The sequence below is a fragment of the Pandoraea pnomenusa genome (genome assembly GCF_040391475.1).
Taxonomy (GTDB): Bacteria; Pseudomonadota; Gammaproteobacteria; order Burkholderiales; family Burkholderiaceae; genus Pandoraea; species Pandoraea pnomenusa_C.
The window spans coordinates 18,283-39,502 of sequence record NZ_JBEBXS010000017.1 but is presented as its reverse complement, the minus strand read 5'-3'; the positions used below and the strand labels follow the sequence as shown (position 1 = coordinate 39,502).

Genomic DNA, 21,220 nt, shown 5'->3' with positions numbered 1-21,220 from the left:
CGACATGGTCATCGAATCGCAAGCGACCGTGCGGCATCGTCCGCATCTGCTGTACTACGGCGACGACTTCACCGGCGCAACGGACACGCTCGCGACCGCCGCGCAAGCGGGGTTGCGCAGCATGTTGCTGCTCGCGCCGCCGACCGAGACACGTCTGGCAGCGCTCGGTGAGATCGATTGCCTCGGCATCGCCGGTATCGCGCGCTCGCTGGCGCCGATGCAGATGCGCGACGAACTCGCGCCGATTGCCGACCTCGCGCGACGCCTGCAGCCGCGCGTGCTGCACTACAAGACCTGTTCGACGTTCGACAGCGCACCCGGGGTCGGCAGCATCGGCGAAGCCGTGCGTCTGCTATCTCCGGCGATGCCCAGCCCCTGGGTGGCGATTATTGGCGGTCAGCCGAACCTGGGCCGCTTCTGCCTGTTCGGCAATCTTTTTGCTGCGGCGGGCGCTGGCGGCGAAGTGTTCCGGATCGACCGTCACCCGACGATGCGCCAACATCCGGTCACACCGATGCACGAAGCGGATCTGCGACAGCATCTCGCGCAGCAGGGGCTGGAAGACATCGGTCTGATTCCGTGGACGAGTTACGTCGACGGTGGCGGATCTTCGTCGCCGTCAATGAACGTGTCGTCCGAGCGTTTGCAAGCGTTGCGCGCTGCGGGCGTGAAGCATGTGCTGTGGGATGTATCGCGACAAAACGACTTGCCCGAAATCGGGGAACAGCTTTGGGCGGCAGCCAGGCGTGCGCCGCTACTGACGGTCGGCCCGAGCAGCGTGACGCAGGCGATTGCGGGCGCCATGCGGCAACGAACGACCGTGGCGTCGGCGGGGGTCCGGGCGGCAACCGGGCCGGTGCTCACGTTGGCGGGGAGTCTTTCGCCCGTGACTGCGAGCCAGGTCGCCGCTGCGAAGTCGTTTGAGATGGTGCGTCTGGACGCCGCGAGAGTGATCGAGGAGGACGGGCAATACTGCGCGTCGGCGGCCGCGGAACTGGTACGTCACCTTAAGGCCGGACGCCACACACTGGCTTGCACCGTACCGTTGCAGGGAACCGCAACGGGCGGCGCTACGGTCAATGCGCTACGTCTGGCTCAAGCGGGCGGACAGCTGCTTGCGCAGGTGCTGCGTGAAGCGCCGGTGTCGCGTCTGGCCATCGCCGGAGGCGACACGTCCAGCCATGGCATGCGCGCGCTCGATGCGTGGGGGCTGGAACACGTCGGGACGCTCGCACCGGGCGCGCCGCTGTGCCGTCTGAAGAGCGATGTGCCGGCGTTCGACGGCATGGAGATTCTGCTCAAAGGCGGTCAGATGGGCGGAGAAGATCTCTTCGAACGATTGGCGCACGGGGCCTGAACCGGGCCGCGCGTCGCATGACGCGGTCCGATCGCGACGCGCCCTCCCGAGTCGGTCGTTTGCGCCACATGATGGGTGCAAACGACCTCGGCGCATTTTCCCCTCAGATCTGCTGTTGACCGCCGTCGACGAACAGCTCGGCGCCGTTCACGAAGCTGGCGTCGTCAGACGCGAGGAAGAGTGCCGCGCTGGCGATTTCCGACGGCTCGCCCAGACGCGCCAGCGGAATCTGCGCCGCGAGGTAATCGGCCAGCCCCTGACGCTGCGCGGCGTCGTCGCCGGCCAGGTCGAGCAGGCCCGGCGTGCGGGTCGCGCCTGGGCTGATCGTGTTGACGCGGATGCGGCGCGGCTTCAGGTCGAGAATCCAGCTGCGTGCGAACGCACGCACCGCCGCCTTGGAGGCCGAGTACACACTGAACGCCGCCGTGCCCGAGCTGCCGGCCGTCGAGCCGGTGAGGATCACCGACGCGCCCTCGGCCAGAATCGGCAGGGCCTTCTGCACCGTGAAAAGCACGGCCTTCACATTGCGATCGAACGTCTCGTCGAAATGCGCTTCGGTAATTTCGCCGAGCGGGAGCATCGAGCCGCCACCGGCGTTGGCGAACAGCACGTCGAGATGACCGTGTGCTTCACCGATCGTTGCATACAGGGAATCGAGTTCGTCCAGCTTCGTCGAATCGACGCGCAAGCCGGTTGCCTTGCCGCCGGCGTCGCGAATCGACGCCACGGCCGCATCGAGTTCCGCCTGACGGCGACCCGTCAGATAGACGTGAGCGCCTTCTGCGGCGAAGCGTTGTGCGGTTGCGAGACCGATGCCGCTCGTGGCGCCGGTAACGAGTGCGATCTTGTTGTCGAGTTTGCGTGCCATGGTGTTGCTCCTTTGTTCGTTTGCGTCGTTCGGTGGCGCCGGGATTCGGCGTTCGCGGCGGGTTGTTTGCTGCGATGTAAGGAGAATATCGACGCGCCGATGTTTTCGAAATAGAATGAATCGCAAATCAACGTTGCAAATTTGAAATGATGGATCACGATGTCGAAGCTGCCTGATTTCGAAGGACTGGCGATGTTTGCCAAGGTCGCGGAGGAGGGGTCGTTCGCGGCGGCGGCGCGCGAGATGGGGGTGTCGGTCGCGACGGTGTCGCGAGGCGTGGCGCGTCTGGAGGATCGTCTGGGGGCGCGGCTGCTCAATCGCACCTCGCGCCAGCTGTCGCTGACCGAGTTCGGCAGGACGTTGTGCGAGAAGGCTGGCGAGATCTATCGGCAGGCCGAGGCGGCAGAGGGTGCGGCCCGCGAGTTGTCGGTGCAGCCGCGCGGACTCGTGCGACTCGCCGTGCCGATGTCGTTCGGCCTGCGTTGGGTTGCGCCGCTGATGCCGGAATTCTTCCGTCGCTATCCGGATGTCCGGATCGATCTGCATCTGGCCGATTCGACCGTCGATCTGGTCGCCGACGGATTCGATGCGGCGTTGCGTATCGCCGCGCTGCCCGATTCGTCACTGGTGGCGCGGCGGCTGTGCGCCGTCACGCAATACGTGGTGGCATCGCCCGACTATCTGGCGCGCGAGGGACGGCCCTCGCATCCGAATGAGTTGGCGGACCGGCCCTGCCTGTCCTACGCCTATCGTGCGCGCAGCGACGTATGGCGCTTCACCAATGATGCCGGTGAGGAAGCTTCGGTGATGCCGACCGGTCCACTGCGCGTCACCAACTCGGACGCGCTGCTACCGATGCTGCTCGACGGCATGGCGATCTCCGAGTTGCCGGAGTTCATCGCGGGCGAATATCTGAGCGACGGGCGCCTGGAGGCGATCCTTACCGACTGGTCGCTGACGACGGGCGGCTTGTACTTCGTCACGCCGTCGGCGAGAGCGAGGCCGGCGAAGGTGAGCGCGCTGTCGGACTTCTTTGCCGAGCACCTGAGCGAACCCACCTGGCGTTGGCCGAAGTGATGCCGGTGTCGTGACCTTCAGATCGCCGTCATCGCCTTGCGCTCGTCGTCCGTGAGAATCGGGCCGTCCAACGTGACACGCGAGTGGTCGTCCTTGAATTTGGCGATGATCGGCTTGAGTTCGCTCTTCACGTGCTTCTCGCTGTAGCCGTTGAACAGGTGGCCGATCAGCCCGCGGCGCAGATCGCTGCTGCCCATGTACCAGTCGGCAATCGGGAACGTCAGGTTCATGTTGTATTTCATCATGATGCCCATGTTGTGATGGGCCGTGTGATGCCGACGAATGGTGTTGATGAACGGCATGTTGCGCACGAACCAGTTCTCGTGACAGTGGCAGCAATAGTGAAACGTTTCGTAGATCACGTACTGGCCGACCATGGTCAGGAATACCATCCAGCCCGCGTTCGTGTTCAGCACCAGCGACGTGACGTAACCGAGCACACCGCCGCCGACGCCCAGCGTGATCAGCACGCGCCACGGGAAGAACACGATGCGAAATTCGCGCGTCGTATCGATCGTCGACAACTGGTCGGTGAAGTATTGGTGATGCTGGCGCGTGTGACGGTTATAGATCTCGCGAAGTCCCCACACATCCACCCGGCGATGCATCACGAACCGGTGCATGAACCATTCGCAGAAATTGCCCGCCAGAAATACCGGAACGATCAGGAGCCACTCCCACGTCGGGTGTTGCAACCGGCTGACGGCATACGTCACCGCGCCAATGGCCACGATGTACATCACGATGATGTGCAACAGACCGTTGTACATCGGGCTGATATCGGATTTGTACTGCTCCCTGAACTTCAGTTGGCGCTCTGTAATCATGAGTTGTCTCCTGCGACGGCTACAAAGGAAATGGGGAAATACGCAACTCTCTGTGCGGCGGGGACGAGCCCCGCCGGATCCAGGCGCGCGAATCCTCAAAAAATGGTTAAAGGGTCAAGGGGCAAGGGTCAAGGGGCAAGGGTCAGTGAGACACGTCCTCCAGCGAGCGGCCTTTCGTCTCCACGCCGAGCAGCAATACCGCCAATGCCGCGATCACGAAGGAGAGGGCGCCCATCGTGAATACACCGGCCTGTCCCCACGTGGGGAGCAGCACGCCGATGGCGAACGGGCCGGCGAGCGAGCCCACGCGTCCGATCGACGACGCGAAGCCCGAGCCCGTGGCGCGGGTGCGGGTCGGATACAACTCCGGCGTGTAAGCGTACAGCACCGACCACATGCCGAAGAGGAAGAACTGCATCGCCAGCCCGGCGGCGATCAGCTGCTCGATGGGCGCCTTGGCCCCGGCGGCCTGGCCGTACAGATAGGCGGCAACGGCACTGCCCAGCAGCATCAGCGCGCACGTCGGTTTGCGTCCCCATTTCTCCAGTAGCCACGCCGAGAAGATGAATCCCGGAATGCCGGCCAGCGAGATGTAGACGGTGTAGAGCACGGACTTGGTGATCTCGTATCCGGCCTGCTGGAGCAACGCGCCCAGCCACGTCGTCAGCCCGTAGTAGCCGAGCAGCGCGAAGAACCAGGTGGTCCAGAGCATGATCGTGCGCTTTGCATAGATGCCGCTCCAGATCTCCGAGAACAGCGCCTTGCGGTCGGCCTGAAGACGCGGCGCGCCCGAGGTCAGCGTTGGCGGCGGCAACTGGCGTCCGTACGACCTTTCGACTTTCGCCTCGATGTGATTCATGACGTCCGCTGCGTCTTTCATGCGGCCGCTGTCCTCCAGCCAGCGCGGCGATTCGGGCACCATGCGGCGGATGACGAACACGAACACGGCCGGAATTGCCAGCGCGATGAAGATGCCGCGCCAGCCGATCACCGGCAGCATGAAGTACGAGAACGCACCCGCCGCAATGAAGCCGATTGGCCAGAACCCTTCCAGAATGGCCACATACCGGCCGCGACTCCTGGCAGGGACGATCTCCGACACCATCGACAGACCGATCGGAAACTCCATCCCCATGCCGAATCCGAGCAGCACGCGGTAGATCATCAGCGATTCGACGTTGTGCGCGAAGCCGCACATCAGACTGCCCACGCCCCAGAAGATCATGCTGATCTGAAAGATCGGCTTGCGACCGAACTTGTCCGCCAGCAGACCCGCCGTGGCGGCACCCACGAACATCCCCAGAAAACTGGAACTGGCCAATAGCCCGGCCTGCGATGCCGACAGACCGAACTCCGCCTTGATCGACCCGAGCACGAACGTCATCAACCCGAGATCCATGGAATCGAAAAACCAGGCCGTGGCGATGATCGAGAAAAGCGTTCGTTGGTAATTCGTCATCGGTAGTCGCTCTAGACGCGCGACAACACCAACACCTAGCCGCGACGCGGCTGCGGACATATCCATGCTTGTGTCTCCTCCAATGCATGCTGCTAATGGTCAGCTAACATATTAGACATCGAGGCGCAAAGCGGCCGGTATGTCCGGCCTTGTCGTGAGTTGTGTCTTTGCGGGGGCGGCGCTCGGCCGACGCGAAGGGAATCGCGTCGATCAGGCGACCGACCGTCTCTCCGTCTTCTCGTCCCGAAGCCCTCCATGCCACGCGTTGTCGATGATTTGCGCGTAGCAAGCTTCGATATTCCCGACCGGGAATGCTTTGGCCAACCGAGTCACACCCAGCGAATCGGTGAGCAGATCTTTCAGGGATGTCCGGTCGATGCCGAACGCGTTGAGATCGGTGGGAATGCCGAGCTTGCCGACCAGTTCGCGCAACCGATACGGCAGTGTGCGCACCGCGCCCGCTTCATCCGGATCGTCGATCCCGAAGATGCGGGCGACTTCCACCAGTTCGTTGTGGCGCGACGTTTGCAGCGCGTCGATGACGTAGGGCAGGACAACGGCGTTCGTGGCGCCGTGCGACTGGTGCGTCAGGGCGGCGACGCCATAGGCGATGCCGTGCACCGCGTTCAGTCCGGCGCTGCCATACGACATGGCGGCATAGACGCTCGCGTAGCACATGCCGACGCGGGCTTCGATGTCATTGCCGTTCTCATAACAGCGCAGCAGATACTTGGCGGCGAGCCGGATGGACTCGCGGGCGAACAGCATCGTCAGGCTGCTGCGGCCGCTGTACCCGGGATCGACGCTGCCGCCGCGGTCGAAATATTGCGAGTCGAGCGTGAGGAACGATTCGATGGCGTGCGTGAGGGCGTCGATGCCTGACTCCGCCGTGACCTTGGGCGGGCAGGTGAAGGTAAGCTCGGGGTCGATGGCGGCAACGACCGGACGCAGGCGGTTGTCCATCACCGCCGTCTTGATGCCGGAAGCCGGATCGAACAGGATGGTGCCGGGCGTCAACTCCGAGCCCGTGCCCGCGGTGGTGGGCACGGCAATGTGGTCGATGACGGGCGCATCACTTGTCACGCCGGCGGCGAAGTCGCGAATCGAACGACCCTCGGGCAACGTCACGCACAGCGCCTTGGCCAGATCGATGTTGCTGCCGCCGCCGAGCGACACGATATGGTCGGGCAAGCGTCCGTTGAACGTGGCGCGCAACTCGGCGGTCGCGCGATCGCACAACTCGGTGGTCGGATCGGGTTGGCCGCCGTCGTAGACGTGCACATGCACGCCCGCCTGTTCGCACGCGGCCACGTATTCCTTCACCCACGGTGTCGCCCCGGTAAAGAACCGGTCGGTGACCAGCAGCCCGTGCCGATAGCCGAGGTGCTGCAAAAGCGCGGGCATTTTATGCCGGTATCCCAGCTCGATGATGAGCCGGGACGGCGAGCAAAAGTGAAGACAATCGTCGATCCTCATGCGTTCTCCTGTTGGGTGACGCGCGACTCGGCGAGCGTGCCGGACCGCGTCAGGAAGTCGCGCATGAGCGCTGCGACTTCCCGAGTGTTCTGTGTGAGGATCGAGTGGCGGGCGCCGGGAATCACATGCAGCGACGCGCCACGAATATCCTCGCGCATGCGCTGGGCGTGAGCCACCGGGCAATCCTCGTCGTCGCTGCCGTGAACAATGAGCGTGGGGGCACGCACGAGCGACAGATTCGGCAGATGCGAAACGGGCTTGAGCGCGCGCCACGTCCAGGCCACGACGCTGGGGCGCGCGGCATGCTTCAGACCCAGACGCACCTCGCGCGCTTCGATCTCGGCAAGCAACGCTGTGTCGTCGGTGGACGTGAACCAGTCGACCTCGGTCAGTTGTGCCGTGCCCGACAGGAGGACGAGTGCCGCCGGCGCACGGTGGCACGCCGTACCGTTGGCCAGATGTGCCATGAGTTCCAGGATGACCGAGACGCCCATGCTCCAGCCGGCCAGCGCGTAGGGACGATCGCCGACTTCCTGCGTGATCACTTCACTGGCAATGCGTGCGAACTCGCCGGCGCTGCAAGCTTGCGGCGAGACCGGTTCGCCTGCGTCGCCGCGTCCCGGCATGTTGGGCAGGATGAAGTGGAACGTCTCGCCCAACGTTGTCGCCAGCGGGAGCCACGAGTCGTTCGTCCCCTGAATGCCGTGCAGTGCCACTACGGGAAAGCCGTCGGGATTTCCCACTCGCCGGAGGTTCATTGCAATCCCGTCTGAGTAATATATTAGTTGGTTTATAATAGCACATCAGATGATCGTCACAAGCGATGAGAGCCCCGGGAAATCCCGGGGATGCGGGCGTGGTCGAGGGGGTGATAAATCGCCGCACCCCGTCGAAAGCGTCAGAAACAGGTGATATACAATTAACATTTGCTCTGAACATTGACCCAATGGCGACGAAGAAAGCGACCCAACGCACGGGAAAGACGGAAGCTGTCGCACACGAAATTCCGGTAGAGACGATCCCCCGGGGCCGGATGGTCGATATGGCCTACGAGTGGATCGAAGAGAAGATCGTGACGCTGCAACTGGCCCCGGGTTCGACGATGTCGGAGTTGCAGTTGAGCGAGATGACGGGGTTCGGCCGCACGCCCATTCGGGAGGCGGTTCAGCGGCTCGCCCGCGAGCATTTGATCGTGGTGTTGCCGCAGCGGGGTTTGCTCGTGCCGCCGATGGACGTGAGCAAGCAGTTACGCCTGCTGGAGACGCGACGCGAAGTCGAGCGCCTGATTGCCAGAAGCGCCGCGAAGAAGGCCACGGCCGAGCAACGCGCGCATTTCACGCGTCTGGCGAAGGAGTTCAAGAGTTCGGCACGCAGCGACAAGGACGTGGAGTTCGTGCGCGCCGACCGTGAGTTCAACGAGTTGTGTCTCGTCGCTGCCCGCAACGAATTCGCTGAAGGCTCGATGCGTCTGATGCACGGCCTGTCCCGTCGATTCTGGTACTACCACTACAAGGAAGCGGCCGACTTGCCGACGATGGCACGTCTGCACGCGGCGGTTGCCGACGCTATCGCGGCAGCCGATGTGAAGGGGGCAGGCGAAGCGCTGGACGCCTTGCTCGACAACATCGAGGAATTCACACGGGCGACCGTGTTGGGCGATCGATTCTAGGTCGTTGCGAGCGGATGGAGCGCTTCGCGTTCCGAGGCCTGCTCGCGCCCGGCCGCGATTCCAAAACCGACAGCGCGCCGCCCGTCTTTTGAAGTGCTGCGGTGAGGCGCTGTCACGATGCGATCTCCAATCACCGATGGAGGTCGAAGATGTATTCAATCAGTGTCACGGCGCCGGGTTCGGCAGCACCGGACATCCACGCGTTGGCCCCACATTCGGCGTCGTCTCGGGAGCGCTTCCTCACGAATCTGCGGTCGGTCGGGCTGCGCCCTGCGGACGCGTCTCACTCCCTGGACGCCGCCACGGCATTGCGACGTTCCGAGCGGGCCGCGCCAGCCAACGTGCCGAGATGGATCACCTGGCAATTCGAGTCGATGCCGAAGTCATCGAGGCGTAGTCCGACCGCAGACTTCGCGTGGTTCCGCGATGCGTTGACCCGGACCCCGGCCATCCTGTGTCACTGGGCGGACGCTGCAACTGCCGGGCCGGCGTCACCCGCGTGGACGAAGTTCCTCGGCGGCATAACGACGTGCTACTTCAAAAGCAGTCGAAAACAGCGTGTGATGGACGCACTGATGCTGTCCCTCGACCTCCTGCCACCGAAGCATCGCGCCGATGCACTCGCTTGCCTGTTGGCGGACGGCATCGAGGGTAGGGCGGCCGCCGAAGAGTTCTGGAAGTACGTCGGTCTCAAGCGTATTCCGGATGTCGACAAGGCGCGCGTGGAAGCACTGATTCGCCGCTATCAGATCGGCGCGTGAGAGATTGCCGTTGCGCGGTGACACGGCATCGCGAGAGGGCGATGCCGTCGCAATCCCGGTATCGCCGTTCAAGCGTTGGGCGCCTCGGTCTTGTCGGCGTCCTTGGTGGCCTTGGCGACCGGCGCGGGCAGTCCGGTGATCTTCGGCACGCACTCGCGATGGAACCACACCAGATTCACGGGTTCCCCGGCGAGCAGACGCTTGACCGGCGGCACGACCTGTTCGCCGATCAGCATGCCGAGCAGTCCGATCAGGGCGACGGCCGGCGGCGCCGGCGAGCGCACCCCAAGGCCACCATAAATGATGCCCACGAGAATGCCCACAGCGAGCGAGACGAGATATAGCTTCATGAGTGACTCCGCGCGGCGCGGGTCTTGAGGTCGTACCACGCCACGGCAATGAAGCCGCCGACGAGACCGAGATGTTCGAAAAAGCCGTTCGCGAGCATGACGCGCGCGTCGGGCGGCGCCGACCAGAAGCGATTGGCGAGGAACGTGGCGGCCAGCGTGAATGCCGCCAGCGCCAGCGCCCCCAGCCAACGCCATCGGCCCGTCAGGATCATCAGCGATGCGCCGATCTCGAGCACGATCACCGCCACGGCCATCGGCGCGGCGGGCGACAGACCGAAGTGCTGCATCTCGGCGATGGCGCCGGGAAAATCCATCGCCTTGTCGATCCCGCCTTGCAGATAGGCGCTACACAACAGCAACAGCGCGAGCCAGTAAGCCCAGCCCGGCAAAGTGATGGCGCCGCGAGCCATCGGGGACGAAGGATCGGACGACGGGACGATAGTGGCCATGTCACACCTCGCTTGACGGTACCGTGATCAGAACGCCCAGCACGAGCATCCGAGCGCCCCCCAGAAACCGCTTTCGTCCGACGCCGGTACGCTGGACGACCACGCCTTCGCATGCGCATGTCCGTGCACGCCACACGACGTGGCACACCCGCAACTCACGCTCACGTTCAGCACCTGCGGTCCGCGCGGGTGATAGCCCACGCTGTGGCGCGCAGGCGACCAGTCCGGCATGGCGGGCGGCAGTGCCGGGGCAAGACGCCCGAAGTCCCCGTCGCCATAGACGACTTTACCGCCGAGCACCGTCAGCACCGACGTGATGTCCTGAATCTCGTCTTCCGGCACGCTGAAGTAGTCCGCCGAGAGCACGGCGAGATCGGCCAGTTGCCCGACCTTGATCTGCCCCTTCTTGCCGACTTCGGACGAGAACCACGTATTGGCCTCGGTCCACAGACGCAGGGCATCGACCCGATCGAGCAGATTGTTCGGCGCGTACATGCGCAGCCCACCCACGGTCTTGCCCGTGACCAGCCAGTAGAGCGAGACCCACGGGTTGTACGAGGCGACACGCGTCGCGTCCGTGCCCGCGCCGACCTTCACGCCGCGCTCGATCATGCGACGGATCGGCGGCGTGGCCTCGGCCGCGCGCGCGCCATAGCGCTCCACGAAGTATTCGCCCTGATACGCCATGCGATGCTGCACGGCGATACCACCGCCCAGCGCAGCAATGCGGTCGATGTTGCGATCGCTGATCGTCTCGGCGTGATCGAAGAACCAGTGCAAGCCGTCGAACGGGATGTCCTTCGCGACCTTCTCGTAGACGTTGAGCGCGCGCGAGATGGTTTCGTCATAGGTCGCGTGCAGACGCCACGGCCAGCGATTCTCGGCAAGCAGTCGCACGACCGGTTCGAGGTCGCCTTCCATCGAAGGCGGCATCTCGGGACGCTCGACGCGGAAGTCCTCGAAGTCGGCCGCCGTGTAGACAAGCATCTCGCCCGCACCGTTGTGACGGTAGAGATCGTCGCCCTGACCGGGGCTCACCTGCTTGACCCAACTGCTGAAGTCGGCCAGTTCGGCCTTGGGCTTCTGCGTGAACAGGTTGTAAGCCAGACGCACCGTCAACTCGCCTTCTCGGTGCAAATCCTCGATGATCTGGTAATCCTCGGGGTAGTTCTGGAAACCGCCGCCCGCGTCGATTACGCCGGTCACGCCGAGGCGGTTCACTTCGCGCATGAAGTGGCGCGTGGAGTTCTTCTGGTATTCCGGCGGCAACTTCGGGCCCTTGGCGAGCGTGGCGTACAGAATCGTCGCGTTCGGCTTGGCGAGCAGCAGTCCTGTCGGATTGCCTGACGCGTCGCGCACGATCTCGCCGCCCGGCGGGTTGGGCGTGTCCTTCGTGTAGCCCACCGTGCGCAAGGCCGCGCCATTGAGAATCGCGCGGTCATACAGGTGGAGGATGAACACCGGTGTGTCGGGAGCGACAGCGTTCAGTTCGTCGATCGTCGGCAATCGCTTCTCGACGAACTGATGTTCGGTAAAACCGCCCACCACACGAACCCATTGCGGCGCGGGCGTGCGATCGACCTGATCCTTCAACATGCGCATGGCGTCGGCCAGCGAGCGAACGCCGTCCCAACGCAGTTCCATGTTGTAGTTCAGGCCGCCCCGGATGATGTGCATGTGACTGTCGATCAGTCCGGGAATGACGCGGCGCGCCTGCAGATCGATGACCTGCGTGCCGGGGCCGGCCAGACGCATCACCTCGTCGCGCGTGCCGACGGCAGAGAACGTGCCGCCGGTGAGTGCCACGGCGTCGGCCTGCGGGTTGGCGCGGTCGAGCGTGGTGAACTTGCCGTTGACCAGAATGAGATCGGGCGTGGGGGCGGTCATGACGAACCTCCTGTCAGCGAGCGGGAACTGCCGGGATAGCTTCGTGCGTCGTTTCGGTGCGTTGCGGCGCCTTGTGCACCATCGTATACGCATAGTCGACGCCCATGCCGTACGCGCCGGAGTGTTCCTTTACGAGTTTCATCACGGCGTCGTAGGTGTCGCGGTGCGCCCAGTCGCGTTGCCATTCGAGCAGCACCTGCTGCCACGTCACGGGCACGACACCGGCCTGAATCATGCGCTGCATGGCGTAGTCGTGGGCTTCCTTCGACGTGCCGCCCGACGCGTCGGCCACCATATAGATCTCGTAGTCGCCTTCGAGCATGGCGCACAGTGCGAAGGTGTTGTTGCAGACTTCCGTCCACAGACCGGAGACGACGACCTTCTTGCGGCCGTTGGCGGCGAGCGCGTCGCGCACCTTCTGGTCGTCCCACGAGTTCATCGAGGTGCGCTCGAGCAGCTTCTGGTTGGGGAAGACGTCGAGCAGTTCGGGATACGTGAAGCCCGAGAACGATTCGGTTTCGACCGTCGTGATCGTCGTCGGGATATTGAAGATGCGCGCGGCCTTGGCCAGACCGACGGTATTGTTCTTGAGCGCCTGACGATCCATCGACTGAACGCCGAACGCCATCTGCGGTTGATGGTCGATGAAGATCAACTGGCAGTTCTGCGGGGTGAGGACTTCGAGCTTGGGATTCGACATGGAAGGCTCCAGAGGGGAAGACGGGCGAGGCTCGCCAAAGTCGCGGCAGGCCCGGCGGGGCACCGCGTACGGCCACCCAAGAGCCTATGCTTCTGGCGTGACAGCTTCCATCGTCTCTTCGTATTAGCCCCCGGAAAGGCAATCCCGGCGGGGTTCCGCCGTCTGCCGTCCTTCGAAATAGCGCGCACGTTCGTGCTTTTTCGCGCGCACGGGTGACACACACCTGACGTATACTCGGCGGGATTGATCCATGACACCGCCGACTTGCATGAACGGGCTTCCGGACAGCGATACCACGACCGTCTATGTCCTCGACAGCGACGCTGCGCGCAACGGCACGCTTTGCGCCCAACTGACGCAAGCGGGCTTTGAGGCGCTGGGGTTTTTGAGTGCGTCATCGTTTTTGGCGCAGGGGCGACCGAGCGGCCCCGCTTGTCTCGTGCTGGCGGTCGATCTCGACACCCCCGGAGGCGGCTTCGCATTGCAGGAGGCACTCGCACCCGGGCCGGCGGCAATGCCAGTCGTGTTCATCGCGGCGCATGCCGATGCGGCGACCAGCGTGCGAGGCATGAAGGCGGGGGCGGTCGATTTCCTGATCGAACCCTATTCCGGCGACGGACTCCTCGGCGCGGTGGGGGCGGCGCTGGCGCAGGATCGTCAGCGTCTGGCGCGCGCGAGAGCCAGCACAAGTGTCATCGAGCGAGCCCAACGACTATCGCAGCGCGAGCGGGAGGTCATGGCGCTGGTGGCGGCCGGGCGGATGAACAAACACATCGCCGACGAACTCGGCATCAGCGAAGTCACCGTCAAGATCCATCGGGGCAATGCCATGCGCAAGATGGAAGCGCGCTCCTTTGCTGATCTCGTCATCCTCGCCCACAAACTCGGCATGACCTCGCCCGCGCTGTATCACGGCGGCATTGGGCGTCACCGCCGCGAGATCGCCTGAAGCGTCTGCGCGGCGCGATCGACGCGCCGAATGCGAGCCGTTGTCACGCATTCGTCACATGACGGCACTGCCGATCCCGCTGCGGACTCATCGGCCCGGCCGAACGACCGGCGCCGACGGCGGTGGCGTATCGGGGCGCTGCGGCGTCGCCGAGCTGCCGAACGTATTTCCCATGCGCTGGGACGTCCCGCTCCAGTTGAACTGGCCGCCAATCTGATTGCTCGGCTTGTTCGCGATCTCTTCCGATTCCAGACCCGGGCCGCGCTGCGCGCCTGGCGCCGAGGCGGGCTGCAACTGATTCGTCAGGCAGTCGTACGACGGCGAGCGCTGACCGTTCACTTCCACGTCCACGCACCCGGTGCGCGTTGCACCCGCCTTCGCGTCGCTCGCGCGAGGGGCGTCGTCGGCGGCCATCGCGGCCTGCGAGAGCGCGCCAAGGCATAACGCCACCCCCGCGGCCCGTGCGCTGCGGCGCACGCTTTCAAGCATGCGGAACCCCCATGGGCTGTGTGTCTTCACGGCATGTCTCCCCGTCAAAAGTCGTGTGAGTCGATCAGGACTCCGAGCGAACAAGCATACGTCAGTCCATGCGTTTTTCGAGAAAGATGAATTTCTCGTGACAAACGTTAGTCGGCTGCGATCCCGGACGTCTAGGTAACCGTATTCGAGAGAAACGTCGACACGGATTGCGTGCGGCCGGGCGATACCACAGGTATGCGCGGGTAGTCGCCAGGCCACCGGGGGCACTGCATCGGGCAGAGCCGCGTCGACCTAACAAGTCAGAGTCTTCTATATGCGTTTGATGAAATCGAACCGGCCGTGGCTGCGCTGGGCGGCAGTGTGCGCTGTCACGTTGGGGGGAACCGTTCATGGCGTTGCGATTGCTCAGGAAACCGAAGCAGGCCAGCAGGAAAAGCCGACGGCCGTGAAGCCGCAAGCCGATTCGGCCGCACAAGCGGCAGAAAAATCCGTCGACAAGGCGGCCGACAAGGGCGAGACCAAGGCCGCCGAACCGCAGAAGCTGGTCAACATCAACGAGTACGTCGTGCGCGGCAATACCGTGCTCGATGTGCGCACCATCGAAAAGGCGGTCACCCCGTACCTTGGGCCCAACCGCACGCTGCAGGACATCGAAGCCGCGCGCGACGCGCTGCTCGCGGCGTATCAGGCGAAGGGCTACCAGTCCGTGTACGTCGATCTGCCCGAGCAGCAGGTCGCAGGCGGCATCGTCTATCTGAAAGTGAGCGAGACCAAGCTGGGACGTCTGCGCGTGGTCGGCTCCGAATATCACTCGCCGCGCGAAGTGCGCGATCGCGTGCCGTCGCTGGTCGAGGGCAAGGTGCCGGACTTCAACGCTGCGCAGACCGAACTCACGGCGCTCAACCGCACGGGCGAGCAGCAGGTCGTGCCGCTGGTGAAGCAGGGGACTGTGCCGGGCACGATGGACGTGGACCTCAAGGTCGAGGACACGAACCCGTGGCGCGCGAGCTTCAGCCTGAACAACGACCGAAGCGCCGACACGAAGCCGCTGCGCATGCTCGCGTCGGTCGGCTACGACAACCTGTGGCAACTCGGCCACCGCGTGTCGATGAGCTTCTTCGGCGCACCGCAGGACTTCAAGCAGAGCAAGGTGTGGTCGGGTTCGTACGTGGCGCCGCTCGGCACGTCGCCGTGGTCGCTCGAACTCAATGGCTACACGTCGGACAGCAATGTGTCGACCACCGGTGGCACCACCGTGCTGGGCAAGGGCCACGCCATCGGCCTGAAGACGACCTACACGGTGCCCGACACCGGCTCGTGGTACCACGCGTTCAGTCTCGGCGTCGACTTCAAGGACAACACGGAAACCACGCGCTTCGGCACGTCCGGCGATACGGTGCCGCTCAAGTACGCGCCGATCACGCTTGGCTACAGCGGTTTCTATCAGAACGAACAACTGAGCGCGGGGCTCAACGCCTCGATCGTCACGGGCATGTCGAGCTTCCTCGGCTACGGCAGCAGCCCGGCGCAGTTCGACGCCAAGCGCTACAAGGCCTCGCCGAGCTTCACCGTGGTGCGCGCCGATGCCAACGGCACCTACACGATTGGCAGCGGCTGGCAGCTTGCCGCACGCGTGGCCACCCAGATGACCGACTCGCCGCTGGTCTCGAACGAACAGATTGCAGGCGGCGGCATGAACTCGGTGCGCGGCTACCTCTCGGCCGAAGCCACGGGGGATTACGGCGTGGTCGGCTCGATCGAATGGCGCACGCCGCCGATTCCGTGGCTCGGTCCGCTGGTCTCGAACTGGCGCGCCTATGCCTTCTTCGATGGCGCCCGTCTGGGCTTGCGCGACCCGCTGGCGGAGCAGACCTCGCGGTTCTCGCTTGCGTCGGTGGGCGTGGGCACGTCGCTGCGCATCACGTCGCACGTGACGGGCCGCGTCGACGCCGCGTATCCGCTCACGAACGGCCCGCGCACCGAACGCTACAAGCCGCGCGTGAACTTCAGCGTGACGGCGACCTATTGACATTCCTACACAACATTCACGACCTGATGCCTGGTGCGCAATTCGAACGCGTTGGGCGAAATACACGGAGAACTACAGCCATGCGACGCATTCTTCCATTCCTGCTTGCGCTGATCGGCACGTTGATGCCGGTGCTCGCGCACGCCTGGTGGCAACCGGATTGGGCGTACCGCAAGCCGATCACCATCGACGCCGGCCCGCAAGGCGGCAACATCACGGGCGACGCCGGCCGCGTGCCGATGCTGGTCCGCCTGCACACCGGTAACTTCAGCTTCGAAGGCGTGAACGAAACCGGTGCCGACCTGCGCTTCGTGGCCGGCGACGACAAGACCGTGCTCAATCATCAGGTCGAGCAATTCGATCCGGTGCTGGGCATTGCGCTCGTGTGGGTGGACGTGCCCGCCGTGAACCCGGCGGCCAAGCAGCAGATCTGGATGTACTACGGCAACAAGAAGGCGCCGGCCGCCGGTAACGGTCAGCGTGTGTTCGATCCGGACTACACGGCCGTGTACCACTTCGGTGAGTCGAACGTGCCCGCCCGCGACACCACGGCGTACGGCAACAACAGCCAGAACCCGGTCGTCACGCTCGACGGCGGCATCATCGGCAAGGGCATTCAGGCCGGCGCCTCGCCGGTCGTGCTCCCGGCATCGCCGTCGCTGGCGCTCGCCGCCGGTGGCAACTTCACGTTCTCCGCCTGGGTGAAGCCGGAGACGCTTGGCGCGAATGAAGCGCTTTATGCACGTCGCGACGGCGGTAGCGAGCTGATCGTCGGTGTCGATCAGGGCGTGCCGTTCGTGCAGGTGGGCGGCCAGCGCAGCCAGCCGGCACAACCGGTGCAGGCAGGCAAGTGGGCGCATCTGGCCGTGACGGCCGATGGCAAGACGGTCACGCTGTATGTCGACGGTCATGCCACGAGCACGCTGCCGGTCGCGCTGCCCGCGCTGAACTCGCCGACGGTGCTCGGCGGCGACGTCGACGGTGCTACGGGTGCCCTGGCACGCTTTTCGGGCGCGATGGACGAAGTGCGTCTGTCGAAGGTGCCGCGCAACGCCGCCCTGATCCAGACGGAAGCGGTCTCGGAAGGTGCCGAATCGCGTCTCGTCGCGTTCGGTCCGGACGAGCAGCAGGCGGGCAAGAGCCACTTCGCCTTCATCCTCGCGGCCATGCCGGTCGACGCCTGGGTGGTGGTTTGCGTGCTCGGCCTGATGGCACTGGTGTCGTGGATCATCATGGTCACGAAGGGCCGCAGCTACGCCGCGAAGGCGCGCGCCAACACGGCGTTCATGGCGCATTTTCGCGAAGCGTCGGGCGCACCGCTCGACCAGATCGCGCGCACGAACCGCGTGCCGGACGACGTGCGTGAGCAATCGCCGCTGTGGCATCTGTACGAGGTTGCGCTGGGCGAACTGCATCGTCGCCACGAACTCGGCTACGACACGAGCGCCGTCTCCGACGCGACCATCAGCGCCATTCGCGCGTCGATGGACGGTGCGATGGTGCGCGAAGTCGAAAGCATGAGCAAGCGCATGAACTGGCTCTCGACCTCGATCGAAGGCGCGCCGTACGTGGGCCTGTTCGGCACCGTGATCGGGATCATGCTGGTGTTCGTCGTGGCGGCCATGGCCGGTGCGGTGGACATCAACTCGGTGGCGCCGGGCATGGCTGCGGCACTGCTGTGTACGGCCGCCGGTCTCGGCGTGGCCATTCCCGCACTGTTCGGCTACAACTGGCTGGTCTCGCGTTCCGACGCGCTTGCTGCCGACATGGCGGTGTTCGTCGACGAGTTCACGACCCGCCTCGCGGAAGAGCAGGGCGAAGGCCGCCGTCAGCCCGTGCTGCAGCGCGCGTGACGGGGACGAATCATGGCAAACGCAACGCGATTCGCTGCGAAGAAGCGCGCGGGCGGCATCAACATCACGCCGTTCGTCGACGTGCTGCTGGTGGTGCTGGTGATCTTCATTCTCACGAGTAACGCCAGCATTCCCGGCATCAAGGTCGATCTCCCGAAGGCCAGCTCGTCCGTGGCCATGGAGAAGCCGAAGACCAAGGCGATCACCGTCGACAACACGGGGCAGGTGTTTCTCGACGCCTATCCCGTGACGCTCAACGAACTCGAGGATCGCTTGCGCACGGAAAAGGCCGTGACGCCCGACTTCCCGGTGATCGTGCGCGGCGACGCGCAGGTGCAGTACGCCAAGGTCGTTGAAGTGCTCGACCTGTTGCGCCGGATCGATCTCAACCAGGTCGGCCTCGTGACCGGCAAGCCGCAGTAAGGAGCGCAGCGTGAAACCTCGCGATTTCGCGTCTCGCTCCCCGGTCGCGCCGAAGCCGGCCAGTCCCGCAATGGCGCTGCTGCGTCGGCGTGGCGGGCTGATCGTCGGCGGGATTGTCGTGCTGGGCCTGATTGCCCTCTTCTGGCACCTGCTCACGGACAAGGCCAGCATGCGTCGAGAGGTCAACAGCCCGCCGATGCTCATGCTGCCGCCGCCTCCGCCGCCGCCTCCCCCACAGGAGAAGCCGCCCGAGCCGACGCCCGAGAAGGTCAAGCCCGAAGTGGTTGAGCCGAAGCCGGCCGACCCCGTCGAGCCGCCCAAGGACGACACCCCGCCCAGCCCGACCAAGGATCTCGGCGACGCCGTGACGATCAATGGCGACGCCCAGGCCGGCACCGACGCGTTCGGTATCGGCGCCGGTAGCGGCGGCGGCATGACCGGCGGTGGCGGTGGACTGGGTAGCCGTTCGTATAGCGCATGGCTGGCCAGCACGTTGCAGCAGGCCTTCGGGCGCGATCAGCGCACCCGCACGCTGGCATTCGACGACGTGCGTGTCGATCTCTGGCTCGACGCCGACGGCCGGACCACGCGCGCCCAACTGACTCGCGGTACCGGCAATGCCGCCATCGACGATGCCGTGCTCGCCATGCTGCGCGACTTCCACGCAGAGGAGAAGCCGCCCGCGTCGTTGCGCTACCCGCTGTCCATGAGTATCCGGGGCCGCAGACCATGACCCGCCACGACAAGCACACGGCCACAGCCGGACTTCCTTTTTACGCACAAGTCACACACAAAATGAAAGCACTGGAACGTATGACCGACGCAGGCACACGCCGAGGGGCACCGCGCGTGGCCGTCACGGCAGGCGCGGTGGCGCTGGCGCTCGCGCTGCTGGGCACCACGGGCCTGGCCCACGCACAGGCGCAGCCGGCGCCGAAAGAGACCGCCATGGTCAAACTGATTCGCGGCCTCATCAAGAGTGGCGCGATCGACAAGGCCACGGGCGAGGCGCTGCTCGCGCAGGCCGAGACCGAAGCGTATGCCGCCTCGCAGGCGGCGGCGAAGCAGGCCTGGAGTGCACCGGCTGCCGGTGCCGTGGCCGGTGGCGCTGCCGCTGCGGCGGGCGAGCCGGGCGACGTGCGTATTCCGTACATCTCGCAGACCACGCGCGACCAGATTCGCGACGAGGTGAAGAACGAAGTGATGGCGCAGGCCAAGTCCGAAGGCTGGGCCGCTCCGAACGAAACGCCGGAGTGGACCAAGCGCATTCACATCGAGGGCGACTTCCGCCTGCGCAACGAGTCGCGCTTCTACTCGAGCAGCAATACGAACCAGCAGATCGACTGGGCGCAGATCAACAAGAGCAGCAACGGCTTCGACGTCAACACCAACACGGCGCTCAACCTCCCGCCGCTGCTCAACACCAACCAGAACCGCACCAATCAGTTCCGTGCGCGTGCGCGCTTCGGCATCTTCGCGGACGTGTCCGAGCAGGTCAAAGCCGGTGTGCGCCTGGCCAGCAGCAACGACGACAGCCCGGTCTCGACCAATACCACGCTCGGCGGCGGCCTGAACAAGAAGAGCGTCTGGCTCGACCAGATGTGGATGTCGTACCAGCCGTTCACGTGGATGAAGCTCACGGGCGGGCGCTTCGCACCGCCGTATGTCACGAGCGACATGCTGTTCTCGAGCGACCTGAACATCGACGGCATTGCCGCGCAGTTCAACAAGGTGCTGCCGCAGAACCCGAACCTCGAACTGTTCGGCTCGATCGGCTTCATCCCGCTCGAATACTCCGGCGACAACTCGCCGTCGAACAGCCTGGACAAGATGTCGAGCCAGACCAAGTGGATGCTCGGCACGCAGTTTGGCGCGAACTGGAAGCTCGACTCGAAGAACAGCTTCCGGGGTACGGTCGGCTACTTCGACTTCCGCAACATTACCGGTCAGCTGTCGTCGCCTTGCGCGCTGTATGCTGGCCAGACCAGCTGCGATTCGGACTGGTCGCGCCCGGCGTTCATGCAGAAGGGCAACACGCTCATGCTGCTGCGTAACATCGCGCTCAACCCGATGGACCCGGCCAACACGCCGCAGCCGCAGTACGTGGGCTACGCCTCGAAGTTCCAGTTGCTCGATCTGTCGGCGCGTTGGGATACGGTGCTGGCCGGCCGCTACCCGCTGCGTTTCGACATCAACTACATCCGCAACCTGGCCTACAGCGAAAACGACATGTGGACGCGCTCCGGTGGCGGCATCGTGAACAACTTCGACGGCTCTGGCAACACGACGCGCTCGGCGTTCAAGAGCGGTCCGAATGCCTACATGTTCCAGGCCACCTTCGGCAAGCCGGTCATGGCCGCGCGTGGCGACTGGAACGTGTTGTTCGGCTACAAGCGCATCGAGCCGGACGCCGTGCCTGACGCCTACAACGATTCGACGTTCCACGGTGGCGGTACGAACGCGAAGGGCTACTACCTGGGCGGCTCGTACGCGTTCGATAAGAACGCCTGGATCACGGGCCGCTGGCTGTCGACGAAGGAAGTCTATGGCGCGCCGCTGTCGATCGACACGCTGCAGATCGAAGTCAACGCGCGATTCTAAGGAGG

20 protein-coding genes are annotated in these 21,220 nt (G+C 64.6%); 10 read left to right on the top strand and 10 right to left on the bottom strand.

The window, feature by feature from the left end; genetic code table 11:
* Positions 1-4: 4 nt before the first annotated feature.
* Entirely contained in the window at positions 5-1,357 is a 1,353-nt protein-coding gene (locus ABWO90_RS17695) for a four-carbon acid sugar kinase family protein (RefSeq protein WP_353192541.1), read from the top strand.
* Positions 1,358-1,460: 103 nt separating this feature from the next.
* Here the strand turns inward: ABWO90_RS17695 and ABWO90_RS17690 are convergent, their stop codons facing one another.
* Positions 1,461-2,225 carry an SDR family NAD(P)-dependent oxidoreductase gene (locus ABWO90_RS17690; RefSeq protein WP_353192540.1) on the bottom strand — a complete coding sequence of 255 codons (765 nt, stop codon included), beginning with the start codon at positions 2,223-2,225 and terminating at the stop codon, positions 1,461-1,463.
* 159 nt (positions 2,226-2,384) lie between these two features.
* Between ABWO90_RS17690 and ABWO90_RS17685 the strand changes: the two genes are divergently transcribed.
* Positions 2,385-3,302 (top strand): LysR family transcriptional regulator, encoded by a 918-nt coding sequence (locus ABWO90_RS17685; protein ID WP_353192539.1) that lies wholly within the window; start codon positions 2,385-2,387, stop codon positions 3,300-3,302.
* A gap of 17 nt (positions 3,303-3,319) precedes the next feature.
* Here the strand turns inward: ABWO90_RS17685 and ABWO90_RS17680 are convergent, their stop codons facing one another.
* The 4 genes from ABWO90_RS17680 to ABWO90_RS17665 form a co-directional block, all read right to left on the bottom strand.
* Positions 3,320-4,129 (bottom strand): fatty acid hydroxylase family protein, encoded by an 810-nt coding sequence (locus ABWO90_RS17680; RefSeq protein WP_353192538.1) that lies wholly within the window; start codon positions 4,127-4,129, stop codon positions 3,320-3,322.
* A gap of 142 nt (positions 4,130-4,271) precedes the next feature.
* On the bottom strand, positions 4,272-5,654 hold the full coding sequence (locus ABWO90_RS17675) for an MFS transporter (protein WP_353192537.1): 1,383 nt from the start codon (positions 5,652-5,654) through the stop codon (positions 4,272-4,274).
* Between the two features lie 144 nt (positions 5,655-5,798).
* Positions 5,799-7,064, bottom strand: a complete 1,266-nt coding sequence (locus tag ABWO90_RS17670; RefSeq protein WP_353192536.1) for an iron-containing alcohol dehydrogenase — start codon at positions 7,062-7,064, stop codon at positions 5,799-5,801.
* Positions 7,061-7,822 carry an alpha/beta fold hydrolase gene (locus tag ABWO90_RS17665; RefSeq protein WP_353192535.1) on the bottom strand — a complete coding sequence of 254 codons (762 nt, stop codon included), beginning with the start codon at positions 7,820-7,822 and terminating at the stop codon, positions 7,061-7,063. The genes ABWO90_RS17670 and ABWO90_RS17665 overlap by 4 nt, the downstream gene beginning before the upstream one ends.
* A 275-nt stretch (positions 7,823-8,097) precedes the next feature.
* On the opposite strand from ABWO90_RS17665, the gene ABWO90_RS17660 reads away from it, so the two are divergent.
* On the top strand, positions 8,098-8,733 hold the full coding sequence (locus ABWO90_RS17660; RefSeq protein ID WP_353192606.1) for a GntR family transcriptional regulator: 636 nt from the start codon (positions 8,098-8,100) through the stop codon (positions 8,731-8,733).
* Positions 8,734-9,293: 560 nt separating this feature from the next.
* Positions 9,294-9,494: a hypothetical protein gene (locus ABWO90_RS17655; RefSeq protein WP_353192534.1), complete on the top strand. Its 201-nt coding sequence runs from the start codon at positions 9,294-9,296 to the stop codon at positions 9,492-9,494.
* Between the two features lie 68 nt (positions 9,495-9,562).
* Here the strand turns inward: ABWO90_RS17655 and ABWO90_RS17650 are convergent, their stop codons facing one another.
* The 4 genes from ABWO90_RS17650 to ABWO90_RS17635 all read right to left on the bottom strand — a co-directional run bounded on the left by ABWO90_RS17650 (position 9,563) and on the right by ABWO90_RS17635 (position 12,880).
* Positions 9,563-9,844 (bottom strand): XapX domain-containing protein, encoded by a 282-nt coding sequence (locus tag ABWO90_RS17650; RefSeq protein WP_353192533.1) that lies wholly within the window; start codon positions 9,842-9,844, stop codon positions 9,563-9,565.
* Positions 9,841-10,254, bottom strand: a complete 414-nt coding sequence (locus ABWO90_RS17645; protein WP_353192605.1) for a DoxX family protein — start codon at positions 10,252-10,254, stop codon at positions 9,841-9,843. The genes ABWO90_RS17650 and ABWO90_RS17645 overlap by 4 nt, the downstream gene beginning before the upstream one ends.
* A gap of 66 nt (positions 10,255-10,320) precedes the next feature.
* The gene (locus ABWO90_RS17640; RefSeq protein WP_353192532.1) at positions 10,321-12,180 is read right to left on the bottom strand and encodes an amidohydrolase; all 1,860 of its coding nucleotides are present in this window, start codon (positions 12,178-12,180) and stop codon (positions 10,321-10,323) included.
* Between the two features lie 13 nt (positions 12,181-12,193).
* Positions 12,194-12,880, bottom strand: a complete 687-nt coding sequence (locus ABWO90_RS17635; protein ID WP_353192531.1) for a hydrolase — start codon at positions 12,878-12,880, stop codon at positions 12,194-12,196.
* Between the two features lie 250 nt (positions 12,881-13,130).
* Between ABWO90_RS17635 and ABWO90_RS17630 the strand changes: the two genes are divergently transcribed.
* Positions 13,131-13,829: a response regulator transcription factor gene (locus ABWO90_RS17630; RefSeq protein WP_353192530.1), complete on the top strand. Its 699-nt coding sequence runs from the start codon at positions 13,131-13,133 to the stop codon at positions 13,827-13,829.
* An 87-nt stretch (positions 13,830-13,916) separates the two neighbouring features.
* Here the strand turns inward: ABWO90_RS17630 and ABWO90_RS17625 are convergent, their stop codons facing one another.
* Complete coding sequence (locus ABWO90_RS17625; protein ID WP_353192529.1) at positions 13,917-14,318, bottom strand: hypothetical protein; 402 nt, start codon at positions 14,316-14,318, stop codon at positions 13,917-13,919.
* A gap of 304 nt (positions 14,319-14,622) precedes the next feature.
* Between ABWO90_RS17625 and ABWO90_RS17620 the strand changes: the two genes are divergently transcribed.
* The 5 genes from ABWO90_RS17620 (at position 14,623) to ABWO90_RS17600 (ending at position 21,215) form a co-directional block, all read left to right on the top strand.
* A complete protein-coding gene (locus ABWO90_RS17620; RefSeq protein WP_353192528.1) occupies positions 14,623-16,338 on the top strand; it encodes a ShlB/FhaC/HecB family hemolysin secretion/activation protein in 1,716 nt (571 codons plus the stop codon).
* An 80-nt stretch (positions 16,339-16,418) separates the two neighbouring features.
* Positions 16,419-18,191, top strand: coding sequence for a DUF2341 domain-containing protein (locus ABWO90_RS17615; protein WP_353192527.1), 1,773 nt, complete (start codon positions 16,419-16,421; stop codon positions 18,189-18,191).
* Between the two features lie 12 nt (positions 18,192-18,203).
* On the top strand, positions 18,204-18,614 hold the full coding sequence (locus tag ABWO90_RS17610; RefSeq protein WP_353192526.1) for an ExbD/TolR family protein: 411 nt from the start codon (positions 18,204-18,206) through the stop codon (positions 18,612-18,614).
* A 10-nt stretch (positions 18,615-18,624) separates the two neighbouring features.
* A complete protein-coding gene (locus ABWO90_RS17605) occupies positions 18,625-19,347 on the top strand; it encodes an energy transducer TonB family protein (protein ID WP_353192525.1) in 723 nt (240 codons plus the stop codon).
* A gap of 62 nt (positions 19,348-19,409) precedes the next feature.
* Positions 19,410-21,215 carry a putative porin gene (locus tag ABWO90_RS17600; RefSeq protein WP_353192524.1) on the top strand — a complete coding sequence of 602 codons (1,806 nt, stop codon included), beginning with the start codon at positions 19,410-19,412 and terminating at the stop codon, positions 21,213-21,215.
* Positions 21,216-21,220: the final 5 nt, after the last annotated feature.